The sequence below is a fragment of the Pseudomonas sp. LB1P83 genome (genome assembly GCF_054897885.1).
This window is the reverse complement of record NZ_CM142709.1, coordinates 6,627,746-6,640,439: the sequence shown is the minus strand read 5'-3', so window position 1 is coordinate 6,640,439 and position 12,694 is coordinate 6,627,746. Positions and strand designations below refer to the sequence as shown.

The following is a 12,694-nucleotide window of genomic DNA, read 5'->3' as shown; positions in this document are numbered from 1 at the left end:
GGTGCGCCTGCGGTTCCTGATCGGTCTGCTGTGCTGTCTGGCGGGTGTTGCCCACGCGACGCCCGCCACACCAGCGCCGCAAAAGGCCTACATCACTCTGATCATTGATGACCTGGGGCAGAACCTGCCCCGGGATCGCCGTGTGCTCGCCCTCCCCGGTCCGGTGACTGCGGCGATCATGCCCGACACGCCCCATGCCACCGAATTCGCTCGCGAGGCTCATCGCGCCGGCAAGATCGTCATCCTGCACATGCCCATGGACCCGGCCACCGGGCCGTTCGCCTGGCATCCCGACTTACCCATCGACGAACTTGAGAAACGCCTGAACGCGGCGTTCAAGGTCGTGCCCTATACCGCCGGCATCAACAACCATATGGGCAGCCGCATGACCGCTCAACAACCGGCCATGGCCTGGTTGATGGCGGACTTGCAGCGCCGGCACAAACTCTTCGTCGACAGTCGCACCAGCGCGCAGACGGTTGCGGCGGCCGAGGCGCAGAAAATCGGTTTGGCGAGCGTTTCCCGGGATGTGTTTCTGGATGATGAGCGCACTGAAGCGGCGATTTTCACGCAGCTACAGACGGCGATCAGTTTGGCGCGCAAGCAGGGTTCGGCGGTGATGATCGGCCATCCGTATCCGCAGACGTTGGCGGTACTGGAGCGGGAGTTGCCCAAGCTCAAGGCTCAGGGGATTGAGTGGATCGACATCAAAATGATGATCAGTGTGCGCAGCAACCTAGCGACAGCTGCTCATGGAAAAGACGGGCGCTACCACAGCGCCACTTCCAACTGAAAACTCAGAACAGTACGCGTCGATACACACAGGGCTATATATTCTTACACTTAAGTAATAACAACGCCCACCCTGTCGATATACCCTCTTCGCACCACCCACCCGCACCATAAAATCTCAAGTAGTAAAATTAAAGCCAAGGAATGGCCATGACTATAAATCTGAACCATGCGTTACGCTGCACTGCGACTTTCTTTCTCTTGTCCGGGCTACCCTTACTTGCCTATTCCGGCGATCTGAATCCTTCACCCTCTTTACTATTGAATAATATAAGTGGTGAATCCGTCCAATGGAGCGGCATTGGAAAGATATTTATCGACAATAAACCTCACTGCACCGCGAGCCTTATTGATACTCGAACTACGGGGGGCGAGAGTAACGGTCCCGCCTACATACTGACCGCCGGCCACTGTGCAGTTAACAGAGCGGATAACACCTTCGCCGATGTGCCCTATGAAAATGGCAAAGGTACAATTGCTTTTAATTACTTCAACGACACTCCGAATCAATACAAATTTTATAAAATTTCGACAGTACGCTGGAGCACCCTGCGCGGTTCGGATGTAGCGGTTCTGGAACTGGATACTCCCTTGGCGGCTTTGATAAATGAAGGCATCGAGCCTTTAAAAATTTCACAGAGCCCTGTGACCAGCAGTGAAAAAATTCGAATTGTAGGAGCCCCCGAAGGAATCCCTGAAAAGGGATTGAGGATGGCTACCTGTCGACAGGAACCCGTAGGTGGATCGCTTGTAGAACAACTCAGTACGTTTTATCCAGGCACGTTGAAAAATCAGTGCAACGATATTCGAAAAGGCTCTTCAGGCAGCCCGGTGTTTGATCAGAACACCCGCCAGATCAAAAGCGTCATGTTTACTTCAACTTATGGTTCGACGATCGATAAGCAGTGCAGGACCGATTCACCATGCGAAGTGATCGATGGGCAGCCTCAATGGTTCGAAAACACCCACTACAGTCAAACCGTTGATCATTTGAACGCTTGCTTCATCAACGGAACATTCGACATTCAGTCAGAAGCTTGCACTTTGAAAACCGGCCCCGAATTTGAAGATCTTACAAGGATCCGGATTTATTCGAGAATCAATGTAAATGCTGAGGACCAACCGATTTACCCCACGTGGAAACTGGCTTTTGCACTGAGCACCGAAAACTACCGATATAAGCTCGTCCATGACGCAACCGACTGCAAGGACCCAAACTATTACAGCCACGCGATCAGCACTAACGGTGCACGCATCGATGACATTATCGGTAAAACACCCGGCATTCGTATGTTGTGTATTCTGGGCGTTGAATCTGCGGATGAGCTACCAACAGAAAAGCTGATGGGAAGTGCGATCGTCATTGCCTCGCGAATTGCCGAACCCGGACCAACTCCCTTACCAAGACTGGAATTTTCCATCGATAACAATGGGACGCATCAGGTGAAATGGCTCAACTCAGCACCTGACAGTTTCCTGTCCTATTATCTAGTCGGTACTCCTGAAACCATCGATTGCAACACAAACGATATTCCTCGGTACATCAGTGGAGGGGGCGACCATCAAGGAAATTACGTGATGGCGAACGAGAAGGTTGAATTTTCAGCCGAGCAATTACCCGTTAAAATCTGCAGCTACACGCGCGATGAGTCGAGCCAGGCATCTGCAGTTCGCGAAGATATTCTGCAATAATCCAACATTAAAGATATCGGGCCATAATGTCGTCGACCACACCCTCTTTACGCAGCTGGTCGAGCGCGGCCTGCAGCTTCGCCACCAACTCATCTGGCACATTTTTGTTCAATGCCAGATAAAGCTCCGCACTGTTGAATCGCAGTACCGTTTTGAGCCCCGTGACCCCATCCTGCCGCGCCAGATAGCGGCCGGCGGGGTCACCTGTGGCCCACAAATCAATCTGGCCACTCACCAGCTTCTTCGCGTTGTCCTGATCGCGCAGCACAACAATCGGCTTCAACCCCTGCTTGGCCAGCGTCTCGGCAATCGCATCGCCCTTGTACGCACCAATCTTGTATTTACGCGCCTGCTCCAGCGACTCAATGCTGATCTTGCTGTCCGCCTTGGCCAGCATGATCCAGTCATCCGGGCCAATCGGGCCGACCCACTTGAACAGCTTCTCGCGATCCGGCAAGCGCGCCATCACGAATACCCCATAACCGGGTTTCTCGAGGGCGAGTTTGTAGATTCGCTCCCAAGGGAAACGCAGCGTCAGGCTGTAGGTGACGTCGGCACGCTTGAACATCTCGCGGACGATGTCCACGGCGATACCGTTGATGTTCTCGTCCTGAGCGAAGTTCTTGCCGTTCTTCGCCATGTTGTACGGTGGGAAATTTTCCGTCAGCAACACCAGGTCGGTGTCGGGACTTTCTTCAGCGTGGACTCCGTTGATGAGCAACAGAGAAGCGCTGGCGAGGACAAGAAGAAGGCGTTTGATCATGTCGGGCTACCGAAATCCATGGCGTGCCCAAGAGTGCCTTGAGCCCGCCATGCTGTCCACTGGCCTGCATGGATTTGTTTAGCGCATTACGATCCCGCGATGCGCCATGTAGGCCTTGGCTTCCTGCACGGTGTATTCGCCGAAGTGGAAAATACTCGCCGCCAATACTGCACTGGCGTGGCCTTCGATGATGCCATCGGCCAAATGCTGCAGGTTGCCGACGCCGCCGGAAGCGATCACTGGAATACCCAGCGCATCGCTGATGGCGCGCGTGACGCCCAGGTCGAAGCCGTTTTTCATGCCGTCCTGGTCCATGCTGGTCAGCAGGATTTCACCGGCGCCGAGGCCTTCCATTTTCTTCGCCCACTCAACGGCGTCGAGACCGGTAGGTTTACGACCGCCGTGGGTGAAGATCTCCCAGCGCGGGGTTTCGCCCGGACCAGAAACTTTCTTCGCATCGATGGCGACGACGATGCATTGCGAACCGAAGTGCTGCGCCGCTTCACCAACGAATTCCGGATTGAACACCGCTGCAGTGTTGATAGAGACCTTGTCCGCGCCAGCATTCAGCAAGTTGCGAATGTCCTGCACAGTGCGCACACCGCCGCCCACGGTCAGCGGGATGAACACCTGGCTGGCCATGCGCTCGACGGTATGCAGCGTGGTGTCGCGACCGTCGACGCTGGCGGTGATGTCGAGAAAGGTAATCTCGTCGGCGCCTTGCTCGTCGTAGCGACGGGCGATTTCCACCGGGTCGCCGGCATCACGAATGTTCTCGAACTTCACACCTTTGACGACCCGGCCGTTGTCCACGTCCAGGCAAGGGATGATGCGTTTGGCCAGCGCCATGGTCAGTCCTCAGCCTTTGTACGAATCGCAGAAAGCTTGCGCTTCAGCGACATCGAGGGTGCCTTCGTAGATCGCCCGGCCGGTGATCGCGCCGATGATGCCTGGCGCCTTGGCGTCGAGCAGCGACTTGATGTCACCGAGGTTGTGAATACCGCCGGAAGCGATCACCGGAATGCGCGTGGCAGCGGCCAGCGCAGCGGTGAACGGTACGTTGCAGCCCTGCATCATGCCGTCTTTGGCGATGTCGGTATAAACGATCGCGGACACGCCGTCGGCTTCAAATTGCTTGGCCAGGTCAATCACCTGAATGGTGCTGATTTCAGCCCAGCCGTCGGTGGCGACGAAACCGTCTTTGGCATCCAGACCGACGATAACCTTGCCTGGGAACGCGCGGCAGGCTTCAGCCACGAACGCCGGATCTTTCACGGCCTTGGTGCCGATGATCACGTAGCTCACGCCCGCTTTCACGTAGTGCTCGATGGTTTCCAGCGAACGGATACCGCCGCCGATCTGGATCGGCAGGTTTGGGTAGCGCTTGGCGATGGCGGTAACCACTTCGCCATTGACCGGCTGGCCTTCGAACGCGCCGTTCAGGTCGACCAGATGCAGACGGCGGCAACCGCCCTCCACCCACTTGGCAGCCATGCTCACCGGGTCATCGGAGAACACTGTGGAATCTTCCATGCGGCCCTGGCGCAGACGAACACAGGCACCGTCCTTGAGATCGATAGCGGGAATAATCAGCATGCTTTTTCCTTCGTCAAAAGAGCTGCAAGCTGCAAGCCACTAGCTGCAAGCGTGCGCGGTTCCAAGTCTTGCAGCTTGAAGCTTGCGGCCTGAAGCTGCTTCTATTCTTTCTCAAGCGCCCACAAGTCGCTTTCGATGCTTTCGAACCTCTCTTTGAGGTGCGTCTGCACATCGAAAATCGCCCTGTTGTAATAGTGCGGCGCAATTTCACGGGTAAACAGCTCAAGGATTTCAGCCGCTTCGAACGAACCCAGGTCCAATTCGAAGCGATCTTCCATGAAGCGCTTGATCTTGTGATTGGCCTCGTTCTCCTGTTCAGGAGTGAGGGTCAGGATCGGCGGCTTCTTCTTGACCGCCATTTACCAGCGACCGTCCCACGCGGCGAAGTTCTGCAGCAATTGCAGGCCATGGGTATGGCTCTTCTCCGGGTGAAACTGCACGGCGAAACGCGAGCCTTCGGCCAGCGCTGCGGCGAAATCCACGCCGTAGTGACCGCCACCCACCACCTGCCGTGCATTGCCGGCGGCGATGTAGTAGCTGTGCACGAAGTAGAAACGCGCCAAGTCCGGAATGTTGTGCCACAGCGGGTGATCCACCGTCTGCTTCACTTCGTTCCAGCCCATGTGCGGGACTTTCAGGTGTTCGCCGTCTTCATGCAGGTCTTTGCCGAAGAACTTCACCGCGCCCGGGAACAGGCCGATGCAGTCGACGCCGTCGTTCTCTTCACTGCTGTCGAGCAAGGCTTGCATGCCGACGCAGATGCCGAGGAACGGACGGTCCTGGCTGACTTCACGCACCAGCGAATCGAAGCCCAGACGACGGATCTCCGCCATGCAATCGCGAATTGCGCCGACGCCGGGGAAAACCACCCGGTCGGCTTCGCGAATCACATCGGCATCGCTGGTGATCAGGACCTTGCCGGCACCGACGTGCTCGAGGGCCTTGGCCACCGAGTGCAGGTTGCCCATGCCGTAATCGATAACCGCGACCGTCTGCATTACAGAACGCCTTTGGTCGACGGCATCTGACCGGCCATGCGGTCATCGAGCTCTACGGCCATGCGCAGTGCGCGGCCGAATGCCTTGAACACGGTTTCGATCTGGTGGTGGGTGTTGGTGCCACGCAGGTTGTCGATGTGCAGGCTGACGAGGGCATGATTGACGAAACCCTGGAAGAATTCCTGGAACAGGTCAACGTCGAACCCGCCGACGGTGGCGCGGGTGTAGGGAACGTGCATCTGCAGGCCAGGACGGCCGGAGAAGTCGATCACCACGCGCGACAGTGCTTCATCGAGCGGCACGTAGGCGTGACCGTAGCGACGGATGCCTTTTTTGTCGCCGATGGCTTTGGCGAAGGCCTGACCCAGGGTGATACCGACGTCTTCCACAGTGTGGTGGTCGTCGATATGCAGGTCGCCTTTGCTGACAATATCCAGGTCGATCAGCCCGTGACGGGCGATCTGGTCCAGCATGTGCTCAAGAAAAGGAACACCGATATCAAATCGGGCCTTTCCGGTGCCATCCAGGTTGATCGAGGCTTTGATCTGGGTTTCCAGAGTGTCGCGCTCGACTGACGCCTTACGTTCGGCCATCACCAGCTCCGCAAAATCATTGGGCGAAAAAGGCAGCCATTATAGGGGCGCGGGCCGGAAACAGAAACACGATACGTGATATCCCTGACGGGCTGAATCCCGTGTTGTCGGGGATAGACATGTCCATACAACTCATTTCGCCCCCCCCTAAAACAACTGTAGGAGTGAGCCTGCTCGCGATGGGGCCCTCACATTCAACATTTCTGTCGACTGTCAGACCTCTATCGCGAGCAGGCTCACTCCTACAGGGGTGATGCGTTTACTTAACTTAGTGGAACAGTACTGCCGTTTTCTGCAGGGTCACCCAAACACCCCACGCCAACGGAATACCCACCACCAGCCACGCGGCAACCGCCAACGGCTTGGTGCCTGCATCCGCTTTCCACTCCAGCACGGTGCTGGCATCAGCACCCTTGTCGTGGCCCAGCGCCTGTTCGGCGGCCAGTTCAGCGTCGGTCATGAAGTACTTGTCGGCCACCGGGCGAACCAGCAGGTTGCACAGGAAACCCAACACCAGCAGGCCCGCGAGGATGTACAGGGTGATGTCGTAAGCCGCGGCGCGTTCAACGCCGATGCTCAGCTGATACTCACGCAGGTAGTTCACCAGCACCGGACCCAGTACGCCCGCCGCCGCCCACGCCGTCAGCAGACGACCGTGGATCGCACCGACCATTTGCGTACCGAACAGGTCCGCCAGGTAAGCCGGTACGGTCGCAAAACCACCGCCGTACATCGACAGGATGATGCAGAACGCCGCCACGAACAGCGCAACGTTGCCCAGGTGACCGAGGTTCGGGATCAGCGCGTACAGCGCGAAACCGAGGGCGAAGAACACGAAATAGGTGTTTTTACGGCCCAGGTAATCCGAGAACGAAGCCCAGAAGAACCGACCACCGATGTTGAACAGGCTCAGCAAACCGGTGAAACCGGCCGCAATTGCCGCGATCGAAGCCAGTTGCCCGGCGTCCAGTTGACCGAATGGCAAGTCAACACCGATCAATTTACCGCCGAACACTTCCTGCAACAGCGGCGAAGCCATACCCAGGATGCCGATACCGGCCGAGACGTTCAGGCACAGTACCAGCCACACCAGACGGAATTGCGGAGTTTTCCACGCCACATTCACGTGAACGTGACGATGAGTGATCATCGCGTTCGCAGCTTTTTTCGCCGGAGCGGTCCAGCCTTCAGGCTTCCAGCCGGTTGGCGGCACGCGGTAGGACAGTGCGCCACCGATCATGAACACGAAGTAAATCGCGGCCATCACCAGGAAGCTCTGCCATACGCCGACGCTGTCTGCCGAAGCGAAGTGACCCATCAAGGCTGCGGCCAGCGGAGCACCGACCATCGCGCCACCACCGAAGCCCATGATCGCCATGCCGGTTGCCATGCCGCGCTTGTCCGGGAACCACTTGATCAGCGTCGACACCGGCGAGATGTAACCCAACCCCAGGCCGATACCACCAATAACCCCGGAGCCGATCCACATCAGCCAGATCTGGTGGGTATAGACCCCCAGCGCTGAAATCAGCAGACCACCGCACCAGCACAGCGCCGATACGACGCCAGCCTTGCGTGGCCCGGCGTGTTCCAGCCAACCACCCCAGATCGCTGCCGAGCAGCCGAGGAAGATGAAGAACAAGGTGTAGATCCAGCCGAGCATCGAGATCGGCCAGTCGCATTGCGACGAGAACACTTGCGAGATGAAGCTCATGTCCGGCGCGCAAGCCACTGCCTTGGTCACGCCCAGGGCTTTGGACAGCGGCAACCAGAACACCGAGAAGCCATAGGCCATGCCGATGCAAAGGTGGATGGCCAGCGCGGCCGGTGGAACCAGCCAACGGTTGAAACCGGGCTTGGCGATGATGCGCTCCTTGGACAGGAACGCGGGTTGATCGGCTTTAAGGCCGTCCGCCGTGATGCTCGTGGTCATTGTGTATCCCCCAATTATTAGTATGGTTCGCCAGCCACTCTTCGACCCCAGCCTTATGCGCACGCATGACTGTCTTTTTCAGGTGAAGCTCCATTTTGGTGCGACATCACGTCGCAGAAGGACGGACGAACTGGCAGAGGTTAACATCTGTACGTGACAGAAAAACCAAAGTGATATCACCTTTATGTAAGTTGTCTGTTCTCGTACCACTGAAGGAACTGCCATGCCGATCATTGTCGAGCTGCTGCACGAAGCCACTTACCAGGATCAGCAAGACCTGCAAAAAATTTACCGCGACGCCCCGGACTGGCTGTTCGCCCCGTATTCAGGGGATGTACAGCTGATTGAAGGCTGCCTGGGCGATGGCACTATGATCGCCGGACGCTTCAATGATCGACTGCTTGGGGCGGCTCGTTTGCAGCGCCAGCCTGATGTTTGGCACTTGTCCCAAATATGCGTACGAAAAATTACCCGTCGTCGTGGCGTTGCCGAGCGTCTGGTGAACGAAGCGCAGAAAATGGCGTCGCAATCGGGCGTGACATTGCGACTGCTCGCGCCTGCCGGGCATCTTGAAGCGCAGGCACTGGCCGCCAAGCTGAAAGTGCCGCTGGATGTACTGCCGGCGTGATCGCTGACCGGTCGTCCGCTTCGGAGCGCTATACTCCCCGGCTAAATTTCGAATTCGACTAACTACAAGGACTCGCCCATGAAAGCGTTCGGCAAAATCCTGGGTCTGGTACTTCTCGGGCTGTTGCTGATCATTGTGGCGCTGGGCTTTGCCCTGACCCACCTCTTCGATCCCAACGACTATAAAGACGAGATCCGCCAGATTGCCCGCGACAAGGCCCACATCGAGCTGACGCTCAATGGCGATATCGGCTGGAGCCTGTTCCCGTGGCTTGGCCTGGAATTGCACGACGCCAGTGTCGCGACCCTGGCCAAACCCACCGAGCCGTTCGCCGACCTGCAGATGCTTGGCCTGTCAGTGCGCGTGCTGCCGCTGCTGCGCCGCGAAGTGCAGATGAGTGATGTGCGTGTGGAAGGTCTGAACCTGCGCCTGAATCGCGACAAGGATGGCCACGGCAACTGGGAAGACATTGGTAAAGCCCCGGCGCCAGCCACCCCTCCGGCCACTCCTGGCAAACCTGCTCCAGCGCCGGAAACCACCGCTCAGGCGGAAAAACCGGCCCAGCCGATTCGCCTGGACATCGACAGCCTGACCGTCAATAACGCTCGTGTTGAATACAGCGACGAGAAAACCGGCAAGCAGTTCAGCGCCGAAAGCATCCAGCTGAGCACCGGCCCTATCCACGACTCGACCAACATCCCGGTCAAACTCACGGCGTTCCTCGGCACCAACCAGCCGGTCCTGCGGGTGCGTACCGAGCTCAATGGCGAGCTGCGTTTTGAACGCGCACTGCAGCGCTACAAGTTCGAAGACATGAAACTCTCCGGCGAAGTCGCCGGCGATCCGCTGCAAGGCAAAACCATGACCTTCGCCGCCCAAGGCCAGTTACTGCTGGATAAAGCCGCGAACGTCGCCGAATGGAACGGCATCAAGATTTCCGCCAACCAATTGCGCGCACTGGGCGAACTGAAGGTCAACGACCTCGACAAGACACCGCAAATCAGCGGCGGTATTTCGATTGCTCAGTTTGACCTGGCGAAATTCGTCGACAGCATCGGCCAGAAACTCCCGGCCATGGCGGAAGGCAGCCTGAGCAAGGTCGAGCTGGTCAGCCGTCTGGCGGGCACGCCGACCAGCGTGTCGTTCGACGACATCAATCTGAAAGTCGACGACAGCACCTTCAGTGGCCGTATCGCCGTCGAGGACTTCGCCAAGCAATCGCTGCGCGCGACCCTCAAGGCTGACACCTTCAACGCCGATCGTTACCTGCCACCGAAATCCGCCGAAGCCAATAGCGCAACGCAAGTGCGTCAGGCCGAAGTCGCCAGCACCGAAGCCGATGCCATGGCGGGCGCCGGCAGTACACCGTTGCCCGCCGCACCGACCAAAACCGCTTGGAGTACTGAACGCCTGTTGCCGGTAGAACGTTTGCGCAAACTCGACGTGGACGCCGACCTGACCTTCGGCCTGCTGACCCTCGACAAGCTGCCGATTCAGAATGCAGCGCTCAAGGCTACCGGCCAGGGCGGCTTGCTGACCCTGGAAAACCTGCGCGGCGATCTGTACGACGGCAACTTCGAAGCCAAGGGCACCCTGGATGTGCGCCAGGAAGTGCCGGCGCTGAATATGCAGACGCATATCACCAAAGTGCCTGTGGAAAAGATCCTCGAAAGCCAAGGGAAAAATCCGCCGGTCAAAGGCCTGGTGACGCTCAACAGTGCGTTGACCGGCAGCGGCAATAGCCAACAAGCACTGATCGACACCCTCAACGGCAACGCCAGTTTTGTCATCAATAACGGCGTCCTGCTCAATGCCAATCTCGAGCAACAGCTGTGCAAAGGCATCGCCACCCTGAACCGCAAATCCCTCAGCGGCGAGCCACGGGGCAAGGACACGCCATTCCAGGAGCTCAAGGGCAACCTGACCTTCCGTAACGGCGTGGCCAGCAACCCGGACTTGAAAGTGCGTATCCCGGGCATGACCGTCAACGGTGACGGCGACGTCGACCTGCGGGTGCTGGGCATGGATTACCGCGTGGGCGTGATCGTCGAAGGCGACAAGAGCGACATGCCGGACCCGGCCTGCCAGGTTGGCGAGAAGTTCGTCGGCATCGAGTGGCCGCTGCGCTGCCGTGGCCCGCTGGAACTGGGCGCCAAGGCTTGCCGCCTCGATAACGAACGCATGGGCCAGGTCGCCACCAAACTGGCGGGCGAAAAAATCAGCGAGAAAATCGACGAGAAGCTTGGCGACAAAGTCAGCCCTGAGCTGAAAAATGCGTTGAAGGGGCTGTTCAAGCGATGAGAGCCGAGCAGTTTTCATCGGCGGTGCTGGACTGGTACGACCGCCACGGCCGCCACGATTTGCCTTGGCAACAAGGCATCACGCCGTATCGGGTGTGGGTCTCGGAAATCATGCTGCAGCAAACCCAGGTCAGCACCGTGCTGAATTACTTCGACCGCTTCATGGCCTCGCTGCCGACGGTCGAAGCCCTGGCTGCTGCGCCGGAAGACGAAGTGCTGCACCTGTGGACCGGCCTCGGTTACTACACCCGCGCGCGCAATTTGCAGAAGACCGCGAAGATTGTCGTGGCCGAGTACGGCGGCGAGTTTCCGCGGGATGTCGAGAAGCTTGTCGACTTACCGGGCATCGGCCTGTCCACGGCCGGTGCCATCGCCAGCCTGAGCATGGGCTTGCGGGCGCCGATCCTCGACGGCAACGTCAAACGGGTGCTGGCGCGTTTTACCGCGCAGGAGGGTTATCCGGGGGAGCCGAAAGTCGCCAAACAGCTGTGGGCGAACGCTGAGCGCTTCACGCCGCATGATCGGGTCAACGCCTACACCCAGGCGATGATGGATCTGGGCGCCACGCTTTGCACCCGCAGCAAACCGAGCTGCCTGCTGTGCCCACTGGAAAAGGGCTGCGAAGCGCACATGCTCGGCTTGGAAACCCGTTACCCGATCCCCAAACCGCGCAAAACCGTGCCACAGAAGCGCACGTTGATGCCGATGCTCGCCAACGGCGAAGGCGCGATTCTGCTTTACCGCCGCCCTTCCACGGGCTTGTGGGGCGGTCTCTGGAGCCTGCCGGAACTCGACGACCTCGACGACCTGCAACACCTGGCCTCGCAGCACTCACTGGAACTGGGCACGCAACAAGCGCTGCCGAGCCTGGTGCACACCTTCAGCCACTTTCAGTTGTCCATCGAACCCTGGCTGGTTCAGGTCCAAGAGGCCGGCCATCACGTGGCCGAGGCCGACTGGCTCTGGTATAACCTCGCCACCCCGCCGCGCCTGGGCCTTGCCGCCCCGGTCAAAACCTTGCTCGAACGCGCGGCCGCCGTATTGAACGCAGGAGAGTTGTCATGACCCGCACCATCATGTGCCGCAAGTACAAAGAAGAATTGCCCGCCCTGGAGCGCGCTCCATTCCCGGGCGCAAAAGGTCAGGACATTTTTGACCACGTCTCGGCCAAGGCCTGGGCCGACTGGCAGAAACACCAGACTCTGCTGATCAACGAAAAACGCCTGAACATGATGAACGCCGAAGACCGCAAATACCTTCAGGGCGAGATGGACAAGTACTTCTCCGGCGAGGAATACGCCAAAGCTGACGGCTACGTTCCGCCAGCGGAATAATTCTGCTTTCTCGGGGGTCGGATCGTAAGCGACGGTAATAATTAAATATTTTTTGAAAACTTGCT

The 12,694-nt window shown here is 58.2% G+C and carries 13 protein-coding genes; 6 read left to right on the top strand and 7 right to left on the bottom strand.

The features are described 5' to 3' along the window. The first annotated feature begins 1 nt into the window (after position 1). The gene (locus tag ACYZTY_RS30625; RefSeq protein ID WP_461956735.1) at positions 2 to 793 is read left to right on the top strand and encodes a divergent polysaccharide deacetylase family protein; all 792 of its coding nucleotides are present in this window, start codon (positions 2 to 4) and stop codon (positions 791 to 793) included. A 149-nt stretch (positions 794 to 942) separates the two neighbouring features. Next, entirely contained in the window at positions 943 to 2,484 is a 1,542-nt protein-coding gene (locus ACYZTY_RS30620; RefSeq protein ID WP_461956734.1) for a trypsin-like serine peptidase, read from the top strand. Positions 2,485 to 2,491: 7 nt separating this feature from the next. Here ACYZTY_RS30620 and ACYZTY_RS30615 read toward each other — a convergent pair whose 3' ends face one another. The 7 genes from ACYZTY_RS30615 to ACYZTY_RS30585 all read right to left on the bottom strand — a co-directional run bounded on the left by ACYZTY_RS30615 (position 2,492) and on the right by ACYZTY_RS30585 (position 8,367). Continuing rightward, positions 2,492 to 3,247: a substrate-binding periplasmic protein gene (locus ACYZTY_RS30615; protein ID WP_461956733.1), complete on the bottom strand. Its 756-nt coding sequence runs from the start codon at positions 3,245 to 3,247 to the stop codon at positions 2,492 to 2,494. Positions 3,248 to 3,325: 78 nt separating this feature from the next. Further along, entirely contained in the window at positions 3,326 to 4,096 is a 771-nt protein-coding gene (gene hisF, locus ACYZTY_RS30610; protein ID WP_007972752.1) for an imidazole glycerol phosphate synthase subunit HisF, read from the bottom strand. 9 nt (positions 4,097 to 4,105) lie between these two features. Continuing rightward, positions 4,106 to 4,843, bottom strand: a complete 738-nt coding sequence (gene hisA, locus ACYZTY_RS30605; protein WP_010464588.1) for a 1-(5-phosphoribosyl)-5-[(5-phosphoribosylamino)methylideneamino]imidazole-4-carboxamide isomerase — start codon at positions 4,841 to 4,843, stop codon at positions 4,106 to 4,108. A 101-nt stretch (positions 4,844 to 4,944) separates the two neighbouring features. Beyond that, positions 4,945 to 5,202: a DUF2164 domain-containing protein gene (locus ACYZTY_RS30600; RefSeq protein ID WP_090176775.1), complete on the bottom strand. Its 258-nt coding sequence runs from the start codon at positions 5,200 to 5,202 to the stop codon at positions 4,945 to 4,947. Further along, positions 5,203 to 5,841, bottom strand: a complete 639-nt coding sequence (gene hisH, locus ACYZTY_RS30595; RefSeq protein ID WP_461956732.1) for an imidazole glycerol phosphate synthase subunit HisH — start codon at positions 5,839 to 5,841, stop codon at positions 5,203 to 5,205. Beyond that, on the bottom strand, positions 5,841 to 6,434 hold the full coding sequence (gene hisB, locus ACYZTY_RS30590) for an imidazoleglycerol-phosphate dehydratase HisB (protein WP_003218037.1): 594 nt from the start codon (positions 6,432 to 6,434) through the stop codon (positions 5,841 to 5,843). Before hisB ends, hisH begins: the two co-directional genes overlap by 1 nt. Positions 6,435 to 6,702: 268 nt before the next feature. Beyond that, positions 6,703 to 8,367, bottom strand: a complete 1,665-nt coding sequence (locus ACYZTY_RS30585) for an OFA family MFS transporter (protein ID WP_461956731.1) — start codon at positions 8,365 to 8,367, stop codon at positions 6,703 to 6,705. 223 nt (positions 8,368 to 8,590) lie between these two features. Here ACYZTY_RS30585 and ACYZTY_RS30580 point away from each other — a divergent pair, with 223 nt between their 5' ends. From ACYZTY_RS30580 to ACYZTY_RS30565, 4 genes are all read left to right on the top strand, one after another. Further along, complete coding sequence (locus ACYZTY_RS30580; protein WP_461956730.1) at positions 8,591 to 8,995, top strand: acetyl-CoA sensor PanZ family protein; 405 nt, start codon at positions 8,591 to 8,593, stop codon at positions 8,993 to 8,995. A 78-nt stretch (positions 8,996 to 9,073) separates the two neighbouring features. Next, positions 9,074 to 11,296: an AsmA family protein gene (locus ACYZTY_RS30575; RefSeq protein WP_461956729.1), complete on the top strand. Its 2,223-nt coding sequence runs from the start codon at positions 9,074 to 9,076 to the stop codon at positions 11,294 to 11,296. Then, positions 11,293 to 12,360, top strand: a complete 1,068-nt coding sequence (gene mutY, locus ACYZTY_RS30570; protein ID WP_461956728.1) for an A/G-specific adenine glycosylase — start codon at positions 11,293 to 11,295, stop codon at positions 12,358 to 12,360. The genes ACYZTY_RS30575 and mutY overlap by 4 nt, the downstream gene beginning before the upstream one ends. Continuing rightward, positions 12,357 to 12,629, top strand: a complete 273-nt coding sequence (locus ACYZTY_RS30565; protein WP_010464608.1) for an oxidative damage protection protein — start codon at positions 12,357 to 12,359, stop codon at positions 12,627 to 12,629. The genes mutY and ACYZTY_RS30565 overlap by 4 nt, the downstream gene beginning before the upstream one ends. Positions 12,630 to 12,694: the final 65 nt, after the last annotated feature.